This window comes from Vreelandella sp. 2A-K22, from assembly GCF_054065485.1.
In genome coordinates this window covers 84,057-106,537 of sequence record NZ_JBSUGC010000013.1, presented here as the reverse complement: position 1 = coordinate 106,537, position 22,481 = coordinate 84,057, and the positions used below count along the sequence as shown (strand labels likewise).

The 22,481-nt window shown below is 57.1% G+C and carries 17 protein-coding genes; 1 reads left to right on the top strand and 16 read right to left on the bottom strand.

Annotated features, from left to right (window positions below; all coding sequences use genetic code 11):
* Positions 1-26: 26 nt before the first annotated feature.
* The gene (gene ubiD / locus ACW17M_RS17605) at positions 27-1,517 is read right to left on the bottom strand and encodes a 4-hydroxy-3-polyprenylbenzoate decarboxylase (RefSeq protein WP_009288495.1); all 1,491 of its coding nucleotides are present in this window, start codon (positions 1,515-1,517) and stop codon (positions 27-29) included.
* A gap of 59 nt (positions 1,518-1,576) precedes the next feature.
* Positions 1,577-2,836 (bottom strand): transcription termination factor Rho, encoded by a 1,260-nt coding sequence (gene rho / locus ACW17M_RS17600; protein WP_007111700.1) that lies wholly within the window; start codon positions 2,834-2,836, stop codon positions 1,577-1,579.
* Between the two features lie 525 nt (positions 2,837-3,361).
* Between rho and ppx the strand changes: the two genes are divergently transcribed.
* Positions 3,362-4,915 (top strand): exopolyphosphatase, encoded by a 1,554-nt coding sequence (ppx, locus tag ACW17M_RS17595; protein ID WP_141440057.1) that lies wholly within the window; start codon positions 3,362-3,364, stop codon positions 4,913-4,915.
* Here ppx and tilS read toward each other — a convergent pair.
* From tilS to uppS, 14 genes are all read right to left on the bottom strand, one after another.
* Positions 4,890-6,188: a tRNA lysidine(34) synthetase TilS gene (gene tilS / locus ACW17M_RS17590; RefSeq protein ID WP_041157520.1), complete on the bottom strand. Its 1,299-nt coding sequence runs from the start codon at positions 6,186-6,188 to the stop codon at positions 4,890-4,892. The genes ppx and tilS overlap by 26 nt on opposite strands.
* Positions 6,169-7,125: an acetyl-CoA carboxylase carboxyl transferase subunit alpha gene (accA, locus tag ACW17M_RS17585; protein ID WP_022520184.1), complete on the bottom strand. Its 957-nt coding sequence runs from the start codon at positions 7,123-7,125 to the stop codon at positions 6,169-6,171. Before accA ends, tilS begins: the two co-directional genes overlap by 20 nt.
* A gap of 232 nt (positions 7,126-7,357) precedes the next feature.
* Positions 7,358-10,870 (bottom strand): DNA polymerase III subunit alpha, encoded by a 3,513-nt coding sequence (dnaE, locus tag ACW17M_RS17580; RefSeq protein ID WP_414121606.1) that lies wholly within the window; start codon positions 10,868-10,870, stop codon positions 7,358-7,360.
* Between the two features lie 37 nt (positions 10,871-10,907).
* The gene (gene rnhB / locus ACW17M_RS17575; RefSeq protein WP_202606230.1) at positions 10,908-11,540 is read right to left on the bottom strand and encodes a ribonuclease HII; all 633 of its coding nucleotides are present in this window, start codon (positions 11,538-11,540) and stop codon (positions 10,908-10,910) included.
* Entirely contained in the window at positions 11,530-12,702 is a 1,173-nt protein-coding gene (gene lpxB, locus ACW17M_RS17570; RefSeq protein ID WP_041157517.1) for a lipid-A-disaccharide synthase, read from the bottom strand. Before lpxB ends, rnhB begins: the two co-directional genes overlap by 11 nt.
* Positions 12,703-12,719: 17 nt before the next feature.
* Complete coding sequence (gene lpxA / locus ACW17M_RS17565; RefSeq protein ID WP_022520188.1) at positions 12,720-13,487, bottom strand: acyl-ACP--UDP-N-acetylglucosamine O-acyltransferase; 768 nt, start codon at positions 13,485-13,487, stop codon at positions 12,720-12,722.
* Positions 13,484-13,927: a 3-hydroxyacyl-ACP dehydratase FabZ gene (gene fabZ, locus ACW17M_RS17560; RefSeq protein ID WP_022520189.1), complete on the bottom strand. Its 444-nt coding sequence runs from the start codon at positions 13,925-13,927 to the stop codon at positions 13,484-13,486. Before fabZ ends, lpxA begins: the two co-directional genes overlap by 4 nt.
* 147 nt (positions 13,928-14,074) lie before the next feature.
* On the bottom strand, positions 14,075-15,109 hold the full coding sequence (lpxD, locus tag ACW17M_RS17555; protein WP_009288490.1) for a UDP-3-O-(3-hydroxymyristoyl)glucosamine N-acyltransferase: 1,035 nt from the start codon (positions 15,107-15,109) through the stop codon (positions 14,075-14,077).
* Positions 15,110-15,162: 53 nt separating this feature from the next.
* The gene (locus tag ACW17M_RS17550) at positions 15,163-15,663 is read right to left on the bottom strand and encodes an OmpH family outer membrane protein (protein ID WP_027957768.1); all 501 of its coding nucleotides are present in this window, start codon (positions 15,661-15,663) and stop codon (positions 15,163-15,165) included.
* A 74-nt stretch (positions 15,664-15,737) separates the two neighbouring features.
* Complete coding sequence (bamA, locus tag ACW17M_RS17545; RefSeq protein WP_457547856.1) at positions 15,738-18,089, bottom strand: outer membrane protein assembly factor BamA; 2,352 nt, start codon at positions 18,087-18,089, stop codon at positions 15,738-15,740.
* Positions 18,090-18,189: 100 nt separating this feature from the next.
* Positions 18,190-19,548 carry an RIP metalloprotease RseP gene (rseP, locus tag ACW17M_RS17540; RefSeq protein ID WP_022520191.1) on the bottom strand — a complete coding sequence of 453 codons (1,359 nt, stop codon included), beginning with the start codon at positions 19,546-19,548 and terminating at the stop codon, positions 18,190-18,192.
* A 55-nt stretch (positions 19,549-19,603) separates the two neighbouring features.
* Entirely contained in the window at positions 19,604-20,794 is a 1,191-nt protein-coding gene (gene ispC / locus ACW17M_RS17535; RefSeq protein WP_022520192.1) for a 1-deoxy-D-xylulose-5-phosphate reductoisomerase, read from the bottom strand.
* Positions 20,791-21,621, bottom strand: coding sequence for a phosphatidate cytidylyltransferase (locus ACW17M_RS17530; protein WP_009288631.1), 831 nt, complete (start codon positions 21,619-21,621; stop codon positions 20,791-20,793). The genes ispC and ACW17M_RS17530 overlap by 4 nt, the downstream gene beginning before the upstream one ends.
* A complete protein-coding gene (gene uppS / locus ACW17M_RS17525; RefSeq protein ID WP_022520193.1) occupies positions 21,614-22,402 on the bottom strand; it encodes a polyprenyl diphosphate synthase in 789 nt (262 codons plus the stop codon). Before uppS ends, ACW17M_RS17530 begins: the two co-directional genes overlap by 8 nt.
* Positions 22,403-22,481 lie beyond the last annotated feature (79 nt).

The window sequence follows — 22,481 nt, the reverse complement described above, 5'->3', positions numbered from 1 at the left end:
CAAATTTGGTCAGCGATACATCGCATTCAGCGGCGAGAGGGCGGCAATTCAAGACCAATCCCCAGCGCTTCCCAGCGTTCATCCACGCGCGCTTTAACGGCATCGTCCATCACAATCGGGGTGCCCCATTCACGGTCAGTTTCTCCTGGCCACTTATTGGTGGCATCAAGCCCCATTTTCGAGCCAAGACCTGAGACCGGCGAAGCGAAATCGAGATAATCAATGGGGGTATTTTCGACCATTACAGTATCCCGCGCGGGATCCATCCGGGTGGTGATCGCCCAGATAACATCTTCCCAATTGCGTGCGTCCACGTCGTCATCCAGCACAATCACAAACTTGGTGTACATAAACTGACGCAGAAAGCTCCATACCCCCATCATCACGCGCTTGGCGTGGCCGGGGTACTGCTTCTTCATGGTGACCACTGCCATACGGTAAGAGCAGCCTTCCGGTGGCAGGTAGAAGTCGACGATTTCAGGAAACTGCTTACACAGAATGGGCACAAAGACTTCATTCAGCGCCACACCGAGAATCGCCGGCTCATCCGGCGGACGTCCCGTATAGGTCGAGTGATAGATCGCATCACGGCGCATGGTCATCCGCGTGATGGTAAACACCGGGAAGTGGTCGACCTCATTGTAGTAACCGGTGTGGTCACCAAAGGGGCCTTCCGCCGCCATATCATCGGGATAGATAAAGCCTTCGAGGATAATCTCGCTGGACGCGGGCACATCAAGATCCGCATGACCGCACTTCACCAGCTCGGTACGCGAACCGCGCAGTAGGCCCGCAAAGGCGTATTCTGAAAGCGAATCCGGCACGGGGGTGACGGCGCCCAAAATCGTCGCCGGGTCGGCGCCAAGCGCCACCGCAACCGGGAAAGGCTCGCCTGGGTGGGCTTTCTGGAACTCCAGAAAATCCAGCGCGCCGCCACGATGGGAGAGCCAGCGCATGATCAGGCGGTTCTTGCCAATCTTCTGCTGACGGTAAATCCCTAGGTTCTGGCGCTTCTTGTGCGGCCCTTTGGTAATCACCAGTGGCCAGGTGACCAGTGGCCCCGCATCGCCAGGCCAGCAGTGCTGAATCGGCAGCAGGCCGAGATCGACCTCGTCGTCTTCATACACCACTTCCTGTACCGGCGCATGCTTGACGTTTTTCGGCCCCATGCTGAGTACTTGCTTGAAGATCGGCAGCTTGTCCCAGGCGTCTTTCAAGCCTTTCGGCGGATCAGGCTCTTTGAGAAACGCCAACAGCTTACCCACTTCTCTGAGCGCTTCTACCGATTCTTGGCCCATGCCTAGCGCAACCCGTTTAGGGGTGCCAAACAGGTTGCCCAACAGCGGCATGTCGTGGCCTTTGACGTTTTCAAACAGCAACGCCGGGCCACCGGCACGCAGCGTGCGGTCGCAAATTTCGGTGATTTCCAGGTAAGGATCGACTTCGACGTGGATACGTTTGAGTTCACCCTGGGCTTCAAGCGCCGCGATGAACTCACGCAAGTCTTTGTACTTCAAGGCACGCTCCCTGGCTGGCGAATGCGCCGCGTTAGCGGCGCTCTTTTTTACACCACAAGCTAGCGGCGCTTCATCGCTTCAAAGAACTCAAGATTGGTCTTGGTATCTTTCAGACGGTCAATCAGGAATTCAGTGGCGGCGGTGTCTTCCATCGGATTGAGCAGCTTGCGCAAAATCCACATGCGCTGCATTTCATCCTCAGAAGCCAGCAGGTCTTCACGACGGGTGCCACTCCGACGGATATTGATCGCCGGGAATACACGACGCTCAGCCAGCTTGCGATCCAGGTGGGCTTCCATGTTACCGGTACCCTTGAACTCTTCGAAGATGACTTCGTCCATTTTGGAGCCAGTATCGACCAGCGCCGTGGCGATAATCGTCAGGCTGCCGCCCTCTTCGATATTACGCGCCGCACCAAAGAAGCGTTTTGGCTTCTCAAGGGCGTGGGCATCGACACCACCGGTGAGCACTTTGCCAGAGCTGGGCACCACGGTGTTGTAAGCACGCGCCAAGCGAGTAATCGAGTCGAGCAGAATGACCACGTCTTTCTTGTGCTCAACCAAACGCTTGGCTTTCTCGATAACCATTTCAGCGACTTGCACGTGACGCGCTGGCGGCTCATCAAAGGTTGACGCCACGACTTCGCCACGCACGGTGCGCGACATTTCGGTGACTTCCTCAGGGCGCTCATCGATCAGCAGTACGATCAGATGACACTCTGGGTTGTTGCGCGTGATGGAGGTCGCGATGTTTTGCAACATCAGCGTTTTACCCGCCTTGGGCGGCGATACCAGCAAACCACGTTGGCCTTTACCGATCGGCGCGGTTAGATCGATGATCCGCGCGGTAAGGTCTTCCGTGGAGCCGTTACCGATCTCCATACGCATGCGATCGTCTGGGAACAGCGGCGTTAAGTTCTCAAACAGGATCTTGTGCTTGGCATTTTCCGGACGGTCAAAGTTGATTTGACTGACCTTCAGCAGGGCGAAGTAGCGTTCACCCTCCTTCGGCGGACGGATTTTGCCGGAAATGGAGTCACCCTTGCGCAGATTGAAACGGCGGATCTGCGAAGGCGATATGTAGATATCGTCGGGACCGGCGAGATAGGAGCTGTCAGCGCTACGCAGGAAGCCGAAGCCATCCTGAAGAATTTCCAGCACACCGTCGCCATAGATATCCTCGCCACTTTTGGCGTGTTTCTTGAGGATGGCGAAAATGATGTCCTGCTTGCGCGAACGGGCCAAGTTATCAATACCCATTTCACGGGCGATATCGAGGAGCTCGGGAACGGTTTTTTGCTTGAGTTCAGTGAGATTCATCGGTGTGTTAGAAAGTTGCTCATGGAAGCTGGGCGCCAGGCGCCGGGAATAAGACAGGAGGCGTGAAAGTGACGCCGTGTGATGCGTTCAGACCCCGGTAAAGGCACGCGCTCGAAGATGAAAGGAACGGCGTTGGACTTAACTAACAACGCTGCTGCTTGTTGTTATTAAGACTCAACTCGAGGGTGCTAACACTTGTTTAATCTGGCTACCCCAGGAAAGTGGTTGAACCAGTGGGCTATCTGACGACTTGGAATTCTGGCTGACGCTAACGGGATAAACAGTGAATAACGTCTGGGGCGACCAAGGTGCCGTACTTGCACGACGCATGCAAGATGATTTATCTAAACAGCGACTCATCTCAGCTGCGAAGTACTTGTGGACACGCTAACTAACCAGGTCAGATCAGGCCAGTAGCTCGATGGTAGTCAAGCGCCGCGACAAACGCAAGCCTTTAGGTGTCTAGCAATTGACAATAGATAAAGGTCGCCGCAACCTTGGCACAGCCAACACGAAGGAAAGCTCATGCCCAAGGACATTTCGCTCCCCATTGCCACCGCTCCCGCTGAGGTAGACAGCGGTGCGCCGCAGCGCTTCGCCGCTATAGACCTGGGTTCCAACAGCTTTCATCTACTGGTGGCCAATTACCAGCATGAACGCCTCCAGGTGGTGGCCCGATTGGGCGAAAAGGTGCAGCTCGCCGCGGGTTTAGACGATGATGGCCTGCTCAGCGAAGAGGCAATGCAGCGCGCACTAGACTGCCTGGGCCGCTTCGCGCCGTTTTTAAGCGATATCACCAACGCCAATTTGCGCATTGTCGGCACTAATGCGCTACGCGATGCCGATAATAGCCAAACATTTATCGAACGCGCCGAAGCACAATTAGGCCACGCCATCGAAATTATCGCCGGCCGCGAAGAGGCTCGGCTGATTTATTTAGGCGCCGCCCACGCGCTGGCCGAAAATGGCCGCCGATTAATCGTCGATATTGGCGGCGGCTCGACCGAATTCATTATTGGTGAAGCTTTTGAGCCCAAAGCGCTGGAGAGCCTGCGCATGGGCTGCGTGACATTTTCCCGACGCTTCTTCTCCGACGGCGAGTTGAACGAAAAACGTATGCGCCGCGCCGAGCTCGCCGCTCTTTCAGAGCTCGCCAACATTCAGCGCCCCTATCAACGCCTGGGCTGGGACGACCCAGTCGGCTCCAGCGGCACGATCAAGGCCGCCGCCAGCGTGTTGCATGCCTATGGCGATACGCCCCACGAGGGTGTTATCACTCGCGCCGGTTTAAAGAAGCTGCGCGAACGGCTGCTGAAGTGCAAGCAACTGGATAAAGTCGCGCTGGAGGGCCTCAAGGCTGACCGTGCCAAAGTTTTCCCGGCGGGGATTGCCATTCTTGGGGCGATTTTTGAAGCCTTTGATTTAACCCAAATGCGTTTTGCCGATGGGGCGCTGCGTGAAGGCGTGCTCTACGATATGGCCGGGCGCAATACCGCCGAAGACTCGCGCTCGAAAAGCCTGGAGTCGCTACAGCGCACTTACGATGTTGATACCCGCCAAGGGCTTAACGTCGCCGACACTGCCGAGCGGCTGTTTCAGCAGGTACGCCATGCGTGGTCGCTAAACCTTGACCAAGGGCGCTATTTGCAGTGGGCTAGCCACGTGCATGAAATCGGCCTGGCGATCTCTCACAGCCAGTTTCATCGCCACGGCGCCTACCTGCTGGAGCATTCGGATCTCGCGGGTTTTTCACGCCCTGAACAGCGCCAACTGGCGTTTTTAGTGCGCGCGCACCGGCGTAAATTTCCGCTCAAGGAGTGGCAGGCCCTGCCGGAAGCGCAACAGGAGACGACCCAGAAGCTCGCCCGACTGCTGCGTTTAGCCGTTTTGCTCAACCATTCCCGCCCGGAAACCGCGCCCTCGCTACCGGAAATAAGCGCTGACAGCGATAGCTTGACGATCACGCTGCCTGCCAGCGATGAACCCACCCTGCTGAGTACCGACCTGGAACAGGAGCAGGCGTTTATGGAAGCCGCCGGTTTTAAGCTGATCGTTAAGCAGGCGAAGTCAGACGTGTAAAGCAAACGCCCTCTGCCTGCCATAACAGCTGAGCAGGGGGACAAACCACCCCGATACACGCCTCACCCTGCATGATAACCACCAGCCGCTGGCGCTCCCAGGGCGGCATATCCGCCTCTTGTAGCAACCGCTTTAGGTCGCGCCGCCCTCGTTTAGGCAGTTGAATAACCTCCCCACCTTGTCGCCAGGTCGCTCTCAGCGGTTGAGACGGCTCTTGTAATGAGGCCACCTGCCACCCTAGCGGCCCGATAGGCGTTTCCAGTGGCGTTTGACCATCCCAGCTAACCTCCCACGACGATAACGCTTCAAAAGGCACCATCAGATAGAGCCGCTGGCGCCATAGGCGCGCCTGAGCACCCGGCCACTCAACGCACACCGCGGCACCCGCCTTGGCATTCAATTGATCCAGCAGGCTCTCTAAACGCTTCTGGGGCGGTGTTGGCAAGCCTTGCTGTTGGCAAAGAGTACGCACCAGCAGCCGCTGGCGGGGACGGGAGCGCTGACTAAGTGCGCTCGCATCTATCTGCCCTTCTCCGGTGACGAGCTCGTTTAGCTCGGCTGCTAAATACTCGCTAAGCACCGCATCTGCGTCACCGGCGTTGGTTGCGCTATTGGCTAAAGCAGCGACGGCTGTGGGCCAGCGCTCGCGCAATGCTGGCAATATTCGATGGCGCAGGCGGTTGCGATCAAAGCGAATATCTTGATTGGTGGGATCTTCGCACCAGCGCAACTCAAGCAGCCCAGCCGCAGCTTCAAGTTCAGCTCGGCGCACGGAGAGCCAGGGACGCACCAAGGTGGTACTTTGGGCCTCCCGGCGATAGGGCATACCGGCCAGGCCGCGTAGCCCGCTGCCGCGCAGAGCGGCGAGCAGAAAGGTTTCCGCCTGATCATCCTGGTGCTGGGCCAGCCAGAGCGTATCGCCAGTGGGAATGGTGGCCAAAAAAGCCTCATAGCGGGCGTTGCGAGCGGCGCCTTCGATGCCTTCACCTTGTGCATCTACCGTCACATTGACCACGGTCAGCGGCACGTTCAAACGCACACACATATCCCGGCAGTGCGCCTCGAACGTCTGCGCTGCTGCCTGTAGGCCGTGGTTAATGTGGATAGCCCGCAAATGGCGGTCTGCTTGTTCGCAGGCCCGTGCGGCTAACGCGAGCAGCAGGCAGGAGTCCAAACCACCTGAGAGTGCCACCCAAATAGAGCGCCCCGGCGGGGTTTCCGCCAGGGCGTCGTTGAGCAAGCGTTGCAGCGTATTAAGCGGCTGGGGCGCCATAGCTCATTAAACGCTTGTAGCGACGCTCCAGCAGCGCGTCAGTGTCCATTGACTGCAGACGCCCCAAGCTCGCGGTAAGCGCCTCTTTGACCCGCTCAGCAGTGGTTAGCGGGTGACGGTGGGAACCACCGAGCGGCTCTTTGATCAGCGAATCGACGAAACCCAGCTCTTTCAGTCGCTCGGCGGTAATGCCCATAGCCTGAGCGGCGTCAGAGGCTTTTTCAGCGCTTTTCCATAAGATCGATGCGCAGCCTTCCGGTGAGATCACCGAGTAGGTCGAATACTGCAGCATTTGCAGTTCGTCGCAGACGCCAATTGCCAGCGCGCCGCCGGAGCCGCCCTCGCCCACCACGGTGGAGATAATCGGTGTTTTCAGTCGCGACATAACGGCCAGATTATAGGCGATAGCCTCTGACTGACCGCGCTCTTCGGCGTCGATACCGGGATAGGCACCGGGGGTATCGATAAAGGTCAGGATCGGCATTTTAAAGCGCTCGGCCATCTCCATCAGACGGCACGCTTTGCGGTAGCCTTCTGGGCGCGGCATACCGAAGTTGCGGCGCACTTTCTCTTTTACATCGCGGCCTTTTTGATGGCCAATCACCATCACTGGTGCATCATTCAACCGCGCAATGCCACCTACCAGCGCGGCATCATCGGCGAAGTTGCGATCACCGTGCAGCTCGTCAAAGTCGGTGAAGATGTGTTCGAGGTAGTCCAACGTGTAGGGACGCTGAGGGTGCCGTGATAGCTGAGAAACCTGCCAGGGAGTCAAATCCTTGAAGATCGATTCCGTCAGCTTGCGGCTCTTCTCTTCCAGCCGAGCGATCTCGTCGGAAAGGTTGACTTGGCTATCGGAGCTGACTAGACGCAGCTCCTCAATTTTTGCCTGAAGTTCGGCAATCGGCTGTTCAAAATCGAGATAATTAGGATTCATCGGCTCTGCCTGTAAGCTGCCTGTCAAAAACAAGCCTGATCAAAATAAGTATTATCGCACCCTGACCCTGCCACGCAAGGTGGGCTCACTTATGCACAGAGTGCAATCTCACGAGGGCAGGTCTCCGCGAGGGCGCTGTGAACCCATCCTTGGGCGCTACTTTCGCCATCCCTGGCCGAAAGACCCTCGCTTCAACCTGCCCTCTTCCGATAGTTTAGTGACGTATCGTCAGCTATCGATAGCGTAGCTGTACGCCTGTCTGACCCTGGACATCCTGCAGCGCCAGCAGTAAGTCGTCGCTCGGTGCGACTTTCCACTCATCGGCAAGTTCCAGCCAAGCCACTGCCGCTGGGTGGCGGTACTGCAGGCGCACCGGCAACCCCTCTTGATCGCGATACGGCGTCAGGCTGTCGCGCAGGGTTTCAATTAAGCGGCCATTGATCTGCCCCGCGTCCAATGCCAGTTCCACGGCTTGGCCGTAGCGAATGCGCGCCGTCACCATTGGTGTAACGTCTTTACCGCGTAGGCGCAGGCCACCAGAGTATTCGTCGCTGGAGACTTCGCCCTCAACGATGAGTACCTGATCAGCCTCAATCTGACCGCGTAGTTGCTCGAATAGCTCCCCAAACAGCGAAGCTTCAATACGCCCGGTGCGGTCATCCAGGGTGATAAACGCCATGGTATCACCACGCTTGGACTTCATAGTGCGCACGCCGACCACTAGCCCAGCAACGCGCTGGGGGTCACGAGAAGGTTTTAAATCGCTGATCCGCGTGGAGACAAAACGTTTTAGCTCCCGCTCGTACTCGTCGATCGGGTGCCCCGTCAGGTAAAGCCCCAGGGTATCTTTCTCCCCTGAGAGCCGTTCGCGATCGGTCCACTCACGGGCGTTGATGTATTCGGCGTAAACGTTGCTGTCATCGTCACTTTCATCGGCCGCGGCGAACGCATCACCAAACATATCCAGCATGCCCAGATTCTGATTGGCGTGGTTTTGGGCAGCGGCTTTTAGCGCGTCCTCCATCGCTGCGAACAGCACCGCACGATTGGGGCCTAGGGTATCCAGCGCGCCGGAGCGAATCAGCGCCTCCAGGGTGCGCTTATTCATCCGCTTGGGATCAATGCGGCGGCAGAAATCGAAGATATCTTTGAAAGGGCCATCTGCCTCGCGGGCTTCGACAATGGCGCCAATGGGCCCTTCGCCCACGCCGCGAATTGCGCCTAGCCCATAGACCACACGCGCATCGGTATCGACGGTGAACTTGTAACCACCGACGTTGACGTTCGGCGGCGTTACGGTGAGTTTGAGATTCCGACACTCCTCAATCAGCGGCACCACTTTATCCAGGTTGTCCATTTCCGTGGACATAACGGCGGCCATAAAGGGCCCCGGATAGTGGGCTTTCAGCCACGCGGTTTGGTAAGAGACCAGCGCGTAGGCAGCCGAGTGAGACTTGTTAAAGCCGTAACCGGCGAATTTCTCTACCAGGTCAAAGATGTTACCGGCCAGGTCTTTATCGATACCGTTGGCGGCACACCCCTCCATAAAGCCGTCACGCTGCTTGGCCATCTCTTCGGGCTTTTTCTTACCCATGGCACGGCGCAGCATATCGGCCTGGCCGAGGCTGTAGCCTGCCATTACCTGAGCGATCTGCATGACCTGCTCTTGGTAGAGGATGATGCCGTAGGTGGGCGCCAAGACAGGTTTCAACAGCTCGTGCTGGTAATCCGGGTGTGGATAAGAGACTTCGGCCCGGCCGTGCTTACGGTTGATAAAGTCGTCGACCATGCCCGACTGCAGTGGGCCGGGGCGGAACAGTGCCACCAGGGCGATCATATCGTCCAGGGAGTCAGGCAGCAGGCGCTTGATCAGCTCCTTCATGCCGCGGGATTCGAGCTGGAAGACCGCCGTGGTTTCAGCGCGCTTGAGCATCTCGAAGGTTGGCGCGTCGTCCAGCGGGATGCTGTCGATGTTGAGCGGATCCTGGCCGTTAACGCTGCGCACCTTGTCGACCATCTCTAGTGCCCAGTCGATAATCGTCAGCGTCCGCAGGCCCAGGAAGTCGAACTTGACCAGCCCCGCCTCTTCAATATCGTTTTTATCGAACTGTACCACCAAGCCGGAGCCATCTTCATCGCAGAGCAGCGGTGAGAAATCGGTCAGTTTGGTGGGGGCGATGACCACGCCACCGGCGTGCTTGCCGGTGCCCCGGGTGGTGCCCTCAAGCTTGAGCGCCATTTCCCAGATCTCTTCGGCCTCTTCATCGTTGCCGATAAACTCTTTGAGCGCGGGTTCCTGCTCAATCGCCTTGGCCAGGGTCATGCCTACTTCAAAGGGAATCAGCTTGGAGAGCTTATCCCCCAGCGAGTACGGACGGCCTTGGGCACGGGCGACGTCGCGCACCACGGCCTTCGCCGCCATGGTGCCAAAAGTAACAATCTGGGAGACCGCATTGCGCCCGTAGCGCTCGGCTACGTACTCGATCACCTTGTCGCGTTTTTCCATGCAGAAGTCGACGTCAAAGTCGGGCATGGAGACACGTTCGGGGTTAAGAAAGCGCTCGAACAGCAGGTCGTAGCCAATCGGGTCTAAGTCAGTGATCTTTTGCGCGTAGGCCACTAGCGAACCAGCACCGGAACCACGCCCCGGACCTACCGGTACGCGGTTGTCCTTGGCCCACTGGATGAAGTCCATCACGATCAGGAAGTAGCCAGGGAACCCCATCTGAATAATAACGTTGAGCTCGAACTCCAGCCGGTCGCGGTAGCGCTGGTCGATCGCCTGGTACTCTTCGCTGTCGCGGGGGTAGCGTTCAGCGGGAAACAAAAAATCCAACCGCTCGGTTAAACCGTCATGGGATACTTTGCGGAAGAACTCATCCTGGGTCATCCCTTCGGGAATGCCGAACTCGGGCAGGAAAATCTCGCCCAGGCGCACATCCACGCTGCAGCGCTCGGCGATCATCACGCTGTTTTCCAGCGCTTCGGGGATATCGGCAAACAGCGCCGCCATCTCGTCGGGGCTTTTTAAGTACTGCTCTTCAGTGTAGCGGCGTTCGCGGCGTGGGTCGTCCAGCGCTTTACCTTCACCGATGGCGACGCGGGTCTCGTGGGCCCAATAATCTTCGCGCTCAAGAAAGCGCACGTCATTGGTCGCCACCACTGGCGTGCCTGTTTCAATGGCCAGCTTGACGCTGGCGTGAACGCAGGCCTCTTCCAGCGGGCGCCCGGTGCGAATCAACTCTAGATAAAAGCGCTCGGGAAAGGCCGCCTGCCACTCTTCGAGCAGCACCCGCGCATCCTGTTCGTGATCAGATAGCAGGTGGCGGCCAATCTCACCCTCCCGCGCGCCGGAAAGCGCAATCAAGCCTTCGCTCTGCTCCAGCACCCACTGTTTATCGAGAATGGCGCGCCCCTGCCGTTGACCATGCGTCCAACCTTTCGAGATCAACTCGGTCAGGTTGCGATAGCCAATATCGTTCATCGCCAGCAGCGTTAGCCGGTAAGGGTGGGACTCGTCATGGGGATTATGGAGCCATAAGTCGCTGCCAATAATCGGCTTCAACCCCGCCCCCTGGGCGGCTTTGTAGAACTTCACCAGGCCGAACAGGTTGGTTTCATCGGTCAAGGCCAGCGCTGGCATCGCCCGTTCAGCCGTGGTGCTAACCAGCGACTTTAGCTTCACTAAGCCATCGACCAGGGAATATTCACTGTGCAAACGTAAATGAACGAACGGAACCGTCATGAGACTCTCAGCAAAACGCTAGGTGAAGAAAAATACGTTAAAGCAGCGCCAACTGACGCTGCACAGGCGCGAAGCTACGACGATGTTCGGCCAGTGGCCCGTGAGCTGCAAGCGCCGTCAGGTGCTCTTTGGTCGGGTAGCCTTTATGGCGCGCAAAACCATACTCAGGATAGCACTCATCCAAGGCGACCATCTGCGCATCGCGAGCGACCTTGGCCAAAATCGACGCCGCGGCAATCGCACAGTGGCGTGAATCGCCCTTTACCACGGCCTGGCCAGGCAACAGATGGCTAGGTAATTTGTTGCCATCCACGAGTAGATATTCCGCCGCCGGTGCCAGCGCATCAATGGCTCGACGCATGGCCAAGTGGGTGGCGTGGTAAATATTCAGCGCATCCACTTCTGCTGCGCTGGCTTCTGCCACGGCAAAGGCCAGCGCCCGCTCGCGAATTTGTGTATCCAGTGCTTCACGCCTGCGCGCCGTCAACTTTTTAGAGTCGGTAAGACCGTCAATCGGCTGAGCGGGGTCGAGAATCACCGCCGCGGCCACCACGCTCCCGATCAGCGGCCCTCGGCCTACTTCATCGACCCCCGCCAGCCGCTTGCCGTTGTAGGCAATTTCCAGCGTTGGAAAATCCTTGTGCTCGATCAACCAGTGCTCAATGGCCATCAACACTCTCCAGCGGCTGACCCGCGGCCAACAGGTTAATCGCCTCGGCGGCGCGACGGCTGGCGTTACGCTGGAGCGTGGCGTGCATCTCGGCAAAGCGTGTTTCCAAGGCATGTCGACTTGCCTCGTCGGCCAACATAGCGCTGAGCTGCTCGGCAATCGCCTCTGGAGAGGCGGCGTCTTGAATCAGCTCGGGTACCAGCGTCTCCTGGGCAATCAAATTGGGTAGCGATACCCACTGGGTTTTCACCATTCGTTTAGCCAGCCAGTGGGTGGCTGGGGCCATTTTGTAGGCCACTAGCATGGTGCGGTGGCACAACATGGCTTCCAGCGCGGCGGTACCCGAGGCCAGCAGTACCACATCGCTCGCCACCATGGCTTCGCGGGCCTGACCATCCAAAAGCGCAGTACGCTCCACCAACAGCGGGTAACTAGCCAGCAGTGCGCTGATTTCCCGGCGGCGATCAGCGGTGGCTGCAGGAATCACCACTTGCAGCGTGGGGTGGCGCTGGCAGAGCTGTTCGGCAGCGTTAAGAAAGGTGTCACCCAAAAAGCGAATTTCATTGGCCCGGGAGCCGGGCAGCAGCGCTAACACCTGACTATCCGGCGCCAGCTTCAGCGCCTGACGGGTGGCAATACGGTCATTTTCCAGCGGCATTTCGTCGGCCAGAGGGTGACCCACAAAGGCAACGGGAACACGGTGTTTGCGATAGAAGGCGGCTTCAAAAGGGAGCAGTGTCAGCATGCCGTCCACCGATTTAGAGATGCCTTTTACCCGCCCCTGACGCCACGCCCATACGGAAGGGCTTACGTAATGGGCAGTGGTAATACCCGTTTCGCGGAGCTGGCGCTCCAGGCCTAAATTGAAATCAGGCGCATCGATGCCGAGCATAATATCCGGCTGCCAGGCCAGCGCTTCGGCTTTTAGGGTGCGCCGCACACGGATCAGTTCGGGGAGATGCTTAAGCACTTCAACCAGCCCCATTACCGCGAGGGTCTCTAAAGGGAAGCGGCTCTCCATGCCTTCCGCCTGCATGCGCGGCCCGCCGATGCCACGAAACTCGACGCCAGGGTAGCGTGCTTTAAGCTCGCGCATCAGCCCAGCGCCGAGGATATCGCCGGAGAGTTCCCCAGCCACGAGATAGACACGTTGCAGGGTCATAAAATGATTAGCATGGGTTAACGGGTGATGCCGCGGGTAGAACGCTCAATGGAGGCGGCGAAATGCTCGATCTCGGGCAAATCAAAGCGGCTACGCATTTCGACAAGCGCCTGCTCTGTAGTCAGCCCCTGGCGATAAACCATTTTATAGGCGGTGGTTAAGGCGCTAACTGCTTCGCGGCTAAAGCCGCGGCGCTTTAAGCCCACTAGGTTGAGTCCACGCGCTTCGGCAGGGTTGCCATTAATCATGATATAGGCGGGTGTGTCCTTGGTGATAATCGAGCCACCACCGGCCATGGCGTGATCGCCAAAGTGACAGAACTGATGCACTGCCGCCAACCCACCCAGAATGGCATGATCACCGACGGTGACATGGCCCGCCAAGGTAACCTGATTGGCTAAAATGCAGTCGTTACCAATCACGCAGTCATGGCCGACATGCACGTAGGCCATAAACAGGTTGCGCGAACCAATGGTGGTTTCGCTGCGATCCTGAACGGTGCCTCGATGAATCGTGGCGCCTTCACGGACCACATTATCGTCGCCCATCACTAACCGCGTGGGTTCGCCTGCGTATTTTTTGTCCTGACAGTCTTCACCTACCGAGGCAAACTGAAAGATACGCGTACGTTCGCCTAGCGAGGTGGGGCCTTTAACCACCACATGAGGGCCTATCACGGAGCCCGCGCCGATCGTGACGTCGGGGCCAATGATGCTAAAGGGGCCAACCTCAACGTCGTCGGCAAGGCGCGCCGCCGGGTCGACCAGTGCAGTCGGATGTATCAAGCCACCTTCCTCTCGGCACAAATAATTTCTGCTTCGCAGGCCAGCTCACCGTCAACCGTGGCACGGCATGCAAATTTCCAGATACCCCGTTTACCTCTAATCACGTCGGCCTCTAAGGTGAGCTTGTCGCCCGGCATTACCGGGCGTTTAAAGCGCACTTTATCGCTGCCCACGAGATAGTACACATAACCATCGGCAGGCAGTTTATTGACCGTTTTAAAACCGAGAATGCCGCATACCTGGGCCAGGGCTTCAATCACCAGTACGCCGGGCATAATCGGGTGATGCGGAAAGTGGCCGTTAAAAAATGGCTCATTAATGCTGACATTTTTGTACGCAACGATGGATTCGCCGGTGGTTAATTGCGTTACTCGATCCACCAGCAAAAAGGGGTAACGGTGGGGCAAGTACTCGCGAATTTCATTGATATCCATAACCATCGTAGCGACCTCTAAAATAACAAAAACCTGCAGCTCCTGAAGAGTGTCAGGCAAATACCAGCACGTGCACTGGTTAAAAGGCTGTGGATTATACCCCGCTGTTATCTAGTCTCAAACCAGCAGCGGGTAAAAGTCATGCAGCCGTTACTATTCACGTTGCTTTTTTTCCAATCGAGCCAGGCGCTTAGCGATGTCATCAAGCTGTTTAAAACGCACCGCGTTTTTACGCCACTGGGCATTAGCCATGGCGCCAGTACCGGATGAGTAGACCCCCGGTTCATGGATTGAGTTCGTGACAAGGCTCATACCTGTCACCTGAACGCCGTCGCAAATGGTTAGGTGACCGGATAAACCGACCCCACCACCAAGCATGCAGTGCTTACCGACCTTGGTCGAACCAGCAATGCCCACACAGCCTGCTAAGGCGCTGTGGTCACCGATAATGACGTTATGGGCGATTTGTACCTGACTATCAATTTTGACGTCATCACCAATCACCGTATCTCCCAAAGCGCCACGATCGATGCTGGAGCAACTGCCTACTTCAACGTCGTCGCCAAGCACTACGCCCCCCAATTGGGCGATTTTATGCCAGCCAGCGCCATCGTGGGCAAACCCGAAGCCGTCGCCGCCAATCACACAGCCGCTTTGCAAGATGCCCCGTTTACCGATAACCACGCCATGGCAGAGGGTGACATTGGCGTGCAGACGCGTTGCTTCGCCGATAATTGTATCGGCTCCCACCACGCTGCCCGCCCCAATGACCACACGGTCGCCCAGCACCACGCCTGATTCAATCACTGCATGAGCTTGAATGCAGACATCGGCGCCTAGCTGAGCATCTTCCGCCACGACGGCGGTGGGGTGAATACCGACGATATCGCGGGCAGGCAGTGGGTCAAACAACTGCGATAGCTTGGCATAGCCCAAGTAAGGGTTATCGATTTCCAGACGCGCTACCGGGCAGTGCTTGCCATGCTCAGGGTGCAGCAATACCGCGGCCGCCTTGGTCGTCGCCAAATCTTTCAGGTAGGCACGATTGGCCAGAAAAGCCACTTGATCCGGCTGCGCTTCTTTTAGCGTCGCCAAGCCGCGTATCGGCTGCTGGGCATTACCGCTGACGGCAATGCCCAATTGGCGCGCAATGTCTGCGAGGGTAAAGTGATGAGAAGCGTGCGTCATGGGAGCCCAGGGAAGCGTTGGTGTGGCCTGACCACACCAATTAGCGTTTAAATTTAGTTCAAGGTATCAAAAATCTGGGTGACTTCATCGGTCACATTGGGCAGATCCACACCTGAGTGCAGTACGCCCTGGGGTTCAACCAGCACATCAATACCATGGCGTTCCAGCACTTCTGCTACCGCTTGTTCCAGCTTAGGCTCGGCGCCTTCTAAAAACTGCTGCTCGGAACGCTGCTGTGCCTGCATTACTTCCTGGCGAAGCTGTTCAAAACGGCTGCCTTTCTGCTGAAGCTCGCTAATCAGCGACTCCCGCTGGGACTGAGCCATCGTTTCGCCTTCGTTCTGCAAACGCTGCTGAAGCTGCTGCAACTCATTACCCAGGTTTTGCGCTTCACGCTGCTGATTGCCAATTTGCCCTTCCAGAGTACTCATTGACGCCTGTGCGGACTGGGTATTCATCAATGCTGCTCGCCAATCCAACACTGCTACTTCTGCAGCGTGAGCGGGCAAAATCATCGCGCCCAACAGGCATACCACCGCTGTCAGTTTACGCATCATGTTATCTCCTTAGGTCACGCTAGCACGCGCCACCATGGCACGCGGTCTAGCAAAATTAGAACGTTTGCCCTTTAGAACGTTTGTCCTAATGAGAACTGGAAGAACTGAGTGTCGTCACCGCTCTCATCGTTCAATGGCTCAGCAACGCTAAAGGTCAGCGGGCCGACCGGTGTCAGCCAAGAGAGGCCAATACCGGCACTGTAGCGCAAATCGCCTAGATCAACGCCGGAGTTGCACTGCTGGCGCCCTGCATCTTCCGCGAGTACGTCGTAGCAAGAGGTCAGGAAGGTATTACCGCCATCCAAGAATAACGATGTTTGCAGTGCGCGCTGATCTTCAACAAAGGGCAGTGGGAAAATGATCTCGGCACTGCCTTCTATGGAAACGTTACCGCCTAGGGTACGGTCACGGCCACCTTCAGTTGCTGGCGTGGTGCGCTGCCCAAGCGTATTCGACGTGAAGCCACGCACCGAGCCAAGACCACCTGCGTAGAAGTTTTCATAGAAGGGGAAGGGGTCGTTGCCGCCCAGGGTATCGGCATAGCCGACATTGCCAGTAAATTTGAACGCCCAGGACTCGTCATCGTTAATCGGGAAGAGCTGTTGAGCACGGGCGCGCAGCTTGTAGTACTCCGAATCACTGCCCGGCACGCCGGTTTCCAGCGACAGTCGCTGATAGTTGCCATCGGTCGGCATAATACCGCGGTTGAGGTTGTTGCGTGTCCAACTAGCGGTCAGCTTCAGGCTTTGCGCATCTTCGCCCTGATCTTCCACATAGCGACGAATTTCAGAGGCCGTGTCGAAATAGGTTTTCACCGTTAGGTCTTCAACGCTGGCACCGAAGTTAAGACGCGATAGCTCGCTTACGGGGTAACCAAAGTTGATACCGGCACCATAGGCATCCGTCGAGAACGTCGAAATATCCGAATCGGCGTAATCTGTTTCACGGTAAAAAACATTGTAGCCGCGAGAAATGCCATCCAGTGTCCAGTAGGGATCAGTGAAGCCAAAGTTCACACTGGTAAAGGTGTCGCTGCGCTGAGCCCCTACATTGACCCGATTACCCGTACCCAAGAAGTTATTTTGTGACAAGCCGACACCGTAAATAACCCCGGCACTCTGGGAGAAACCAACGCTGGCAGAGACCGACCCCGAGGGCTGCTCTTCGACATTATAAGTAACGTCGAGTAAATCCGGCTCACCAGGTACAGGCTGAGTATCCACTTCTACTTGGCTAAAAAAGCCCAGGCGTTCAAGGCGCTGACGCGATTGTGTAATGGCTTCGGTAGAAGCGGGTGCGCCTTCCAACTGAATCATTTCACGCCGCAGTACTTCATCCTGGGTAGTCGTATTACCGTAGAACTCAATACGACGCACGTAGGCGCGTTCACCGGGATTGACGGCAATCACCAGATCGACCGTTTCACCGTCCCCTGCCATTTCAGGCACGCCTTGAATATCAGCAAAGGCGAAGCCTTCGGCACCCAAACGCTGGCGCAGGGCTTCGGTGGAGGCATTAACATCGCCGCGGGAGAAAATCTCTCCCTCTTTAACGGTGAGTAACTGGCGAGCTTCGTTTTCGCTGATCTGTAGATCACCCGCGAAACGAATATCACCTACCCGGTACTGGGCGCCTTCATCGACGTTTAGTGTAATAAAGATTTCGGATTTTTCCGGACCAATCGACACCTGAGTCGAGGTGACATCGAAGTTGACGTAGCCACGATCTAGGTAGAACGAGCGCAGCCGCTCAATATCACCGGAAAGCGCTTCACGGGAGTACTCGTCGCTAGAGAACCAGCCGAAAAAGCGTCCTGGCCGATCATTTAACTCAAACACGCCACGCAGCGTTTCATCATCAAAGGCTTCGTTACCAACGATATTGATTTGGCGAATCTTGGCCACTTCGCCTTCGTTGATATTGATATTGACCTGTACCCGGCCCTCATCAACCTCTTCCACTTCGGTATCGATGCTGGCGCTGTAGCGACCTTGAGACTGGTAGACGCCTTCCAGCTCGCGCTGTATCTCTTCCAGCGTAGAGAGCTCCAGTACCTGACCTTCCGAGAGCCCCGATTCACGCAAACCATTGCGCAAGTCCTCTTCGGAGATCTGATCGTTGCCGCTGATCTGTAGCCGCGCAATAGTCGGACGCTCGACGACCTGAATAACCAGTACATCGCCTTCGCGTGCCAGGGAGACATCGTCAAATAGCCCTGTGGCAAATAAGTCACGGGCAGCAGCAGCTAATTGCTCTTCGCTGACGCGCTCATTGGCACTCACCGGAAATGCATTGAAGACCGAGGCGGCGGATACCCGCTGCAGTCCTTCCACTCGAATGTCTGAAACATCAAAGGATTGTGCTTGGGCGCCGCTGGCGCCTGCCAGCAAGAGTGCCGCCATTCCAAGGGTCTTGATTTTCATGCAGTCAATTCGCTCGCGTTGGTCTGCCTATCATTCCAGAAAGGCACCATATACATTTGTGCAGGCAGATGACAAGGCATCCTGCGCGCTACACGCGTCATTACCACAGGCGCATCAGATCAAAATAGAGGGCCATCAACATCAGGGTGCCGACCATGGCAAGCCCAATGCGCAGTCCTACGGCTTGGGTTCTTTCGGATACTGGCCGTCCACGCACGACCTCCATAAAATAATAGAGCAAGTGGCCACCATCGAGCACCGGGATAGGTAGTAAGTTTAGTACCCCAAGGCTGATAGAAAGATACGCTAGAAAGCCAATAAACGCTTCCATCCCTGCACGGGCCGAATCACCAGAGATCTGTGCAATGGTGATTGGCCCGGACAAATTGGAAGGCGAGATAAGCCCGACAAACATTTTGCGTATGGCATCTAAGGTTAAGAGCGTCATCTCTCCAGTGCGCGAAACAGCCTGGCCTACCGCTTCGATAGGGCCGTAACGGATTTCACGCTGAAACGCTGCTGGCCACTCGACCTGCTCGGCGCCTGCACCGATATAACCAATTTCAACCCCAGTGTCCAAGCGGTTACGCCCGGGGGTTAAATCAACACTCGACTGCTCGCCATTACGTTCATAGGTGAGCTGCAGCGTTTCACCTGGATTACCTCGCACCATATTAACGAAGTGCATCCAATCATCCACTGGTTCGCCATTAATCGCCACCATCCTATCGCCCGCCTCAAGGCCTGCTTGCTCGGCGGCCTCTCCGCTCACTACTTGGCCTAAAACGGCCGGAAATTCCGGCTGCCAAGGAGTAATACCCAGCGATTGCAGCGGCTGTGGCGGATCTTGGCGAACCAAATAATCAGTCACCGATAAGCCAAAACGTTGAGGGTCGCTCGCGCCTTCGGGGCGGGCGTCTATATCCAGCTCACCGCTGAAACCAATAATCGATACCAGTTTGAGGTTAACATCTTCCCAAGAGCGCATCTCATCGCCCTGAATGGCGACAATTTCATCGCCATTGGCAAGTCCGGCTTCGGCGGCGGGCGAGTCAGGCGCAACGCTACCTACCATTGGCGACACCACCGTGGTACCCGCCACGAACAGTGCCCAGTAAGCCACAATCGCTAACAAGAAGTTGGCGATTGGCCCTGCCGCCACAATCGCAATGCGCTGCCACACGGTTTTGCGGTTAAATGCCTGATCAAGCTGCTCTTCCGGAACCGGCGCCTCACGCTCATCGAGCATTTTGACATAGCCACCCAGCGGAATGGCGGCTATCGCGAACTCGGTGCCGTGGCGGTCAACCCGCGACCATAGCGGCTTACCAAAGCCTACAGAAAACCGTAGCACTTTGACCCCACAGCGCCTCGCCACCCAAAAATGGCCAAACTCGTGGAAGGTCACTAACAGGCCCAACACCACAATGACCGCTAAAATATTCTGTATAAGGCCCACACTGAACTCCTTAATGCCCCGCTCTAACGACCAGCCCAGCGAATGCTTAAGCGTATCATTTTGTTACCAGTTCCAGCGCCTGCTGTCGCGCCCACTGATCCGTTGCTAATACGCTATCAAGGCTATCAACACGGCCTTGATAGGGGCGCGACAAGACGTCGGCGACCAGTTGCCCAATGGCTGTAAAGCCGATTCGACGCTGTAGGAATGCTTCAACTGCAACCTCATTGGCAGCGTTGAGCACAACGGGTGCCATGCCACCTTGCCGCATCGCTTCACGGGCAAGCCCTAAACAGGGGAAGCGAGTTTCATCGGGGGCTTCAAAATCAAGCCGCGCCACCTGAAAAAGATCCAGTGTCTCAACCCCGGCATCAATGCGCTCCGGCCACGCTAGCCCGTAGGCGATGGGGATGCGCATATCAGGATTACCCAACTGTGCAATCACCGAACCATCTTGATACGCCGCCATGGAGTGAATCACGCTTTGAGGGTGCACCACCACCTGGATTTGTTCGGGCGTGGCATCAAACAGCCAGCAGGCTTCAATAAGCTCTAGCCCTTTATTCATCAGTGTGGCGCTATCCACCGATATTTTACGTCCCATTGACCAGTTCGGGTGAGCGCAGGCCTGTTCGGGAGTGACATTATTGATTTCCGCCTGGCTCCAGGTACGAAACGGCCCGCCAGAGGCCGTTAGCAGCAGTTGACGAACGCCGTGCTTGGCAAGTCCGCCGCGGTGCTCCGCAGGTAGACACTGGTAAATGGCATTATGTTCGGAATCAATCGGTAGTAATGTTGCGCCAGAGCGGGAAACGGCCTCCATAAACAGCGCGCCGCTCATCACCAGCGCCTCCTTATTGGCCAGTAACACGCGCTTGCCTGCTTCCGCAGCGGCTAGGGCAGGCAGTAAGCCCGCCGAGCCGACAATGGCCGCCATTACGCAGTCGACGCTGGCGTCCCGGGCAACATCGCACAGCGCCTCTGGGCCTGCGCTCACGTCAGTTGACTGCCCAGCCCGCTTAAGCTCTTGGCGCAGCCAAGCGGCATCGGCCTCATTATCCAACACGGCGACCGCAGGGCGATGCGCCAAGCACTGCGCTAGCAGAGCCTCTTTTGAGGTGTGCGCGGTCAGGGCATGCACGCAATAGCGGTCTGGGTGGCGACTAATCACATCCAGCGTGCTAGTGCCCACAGAGCCTGTCGAGCCAAGCACGGTCACACGTTGCCTATTAGCGAGTTGGCTCATAGCGGCGGCACCCGAGCAAACACCTCAACCAGTACTTCCACATAGAACAGTGCAAACAGCGGTATCGCCGCGGTGAGGCTATCAATGCGATCCAGCACACCGCCATGGCCGGGCAGCAACTGGCTCGAATCTTTGATATTACGATGGCGCTTGAGCATGCTTTCCAGTAGATCCCCTAGCACAGAGGCCAAAGTGACCACGGCGGTGATGAGTATCAGGGTAATTCCACCCACCAGGCCCAGCGGCAACCACAGCGCAAAGAGAATAGCCAGAATAGTGGTCGCCGCTAAGCCGCCGTATACGCCCTCCCATGATTTGCCAGGGCTCACGTGGGGAGCCAATTTGCGCTTGCCCCAGTGTCGCCCCACAAAGTAGGCGCCGATATCCGCGCACCAAACCAGCAGCAGCACAAACAGCAGCCAAGCCATACCGATGTCACGCAGAACGTTAAAGCCCACCCAGCAGGGCAATAGCACCCACAGGCCCATCGCCAGGCGCCGCACGGTGGACTGCCACTGCTCACCCGCCGCAGGGTAGCGGGTTACCCAGTAGAGATTCACCAGCCAACCGGCAGCAGAGAACCAAAGCGGCCATATTGAGGTGGCGGCTCCGGCCAGCCACATGACCAGCATCAACACCGCCATCACGGCCACTAGCTGAGCACGCTGTGCCGTACGGGTAACGCCCGCCAGATTGGCCCACTCCCAAGTGGCGAGTAGCACCATCAACGCCGTAAATAGCGCAAAAGCGCCGCCGTCTAAACCAAACAGGCCAGCCAGCACCAGGGGTGCTAGCCAGGCTGCGGTGATAATCCGCTGTTTAAGCACCCTGCGCCTCTATTTGTTCGTCCGTCATGCCAAAGCGACGACGGCGCTGGCAGAAGTCGTTTAATGCCGCATCAAACGCATCCGCACCGAAATCGGGCCATAGCAGCGGGGAAAAGTGCAGCTCAGCATAGGCCAACTGCCAAAGCATAAAGTTGGATAGCCGCTGCTCACCACTGGTACGTATACACAGATCCACCGGCGGCACGTCATCAGTCCCCATTGCAGTGTCGAAGCACGCTTCATCGATTTGCTCAGGCGATAACTCCCCAGCCGCCACCTGCTCGGCTAAGGTGCGCGCCGCCCGTGCGATATCCCACTGCCCCCCATAGTTGGCGGCAATCACCAGATGCATCCCTGTATTGTCCGCGGTTAACGCTTCAGCACGCTGAATATGCTTTTGGATGGCGTGGGAAAAACCTCGCTGTTCGCCAATGATCGAGAGGCGCACATTACGCTCATTGAGCTTTTTGACTTCACGCTTAAGCGCCATCAAAAACAGCTCCATCAAGGCGTTGACCTCAGCGGCCGGACGCTTCCAGTTTTCGCTGGAGAAAGCAAACAGGCTGAGGGTTTGCACCTCGCGCTCGGCGGCTCGCTGAATCACCGCACGAACGGTTTCCACCCCAGCCCGGTGCCCACGCACCCCCGAAAGCCCGCGCGCGCGCGCCCAGCGGTTATTGCCATCCATAATGATGGCAACGTGAGACGGCGGGGCCTCCCCGGCCAGAGAAGACGCGCTGGCGTCGTCCGGCTGTTTTTCAGGAAGCTGCGGTGACGTCATGGATTCTCGCACCAAAGGTCAGTCATAAAAAAACCAGCCAGAGTGTGGCAAAACGGGCAGCCAAAGCTGCCCGCGGCTG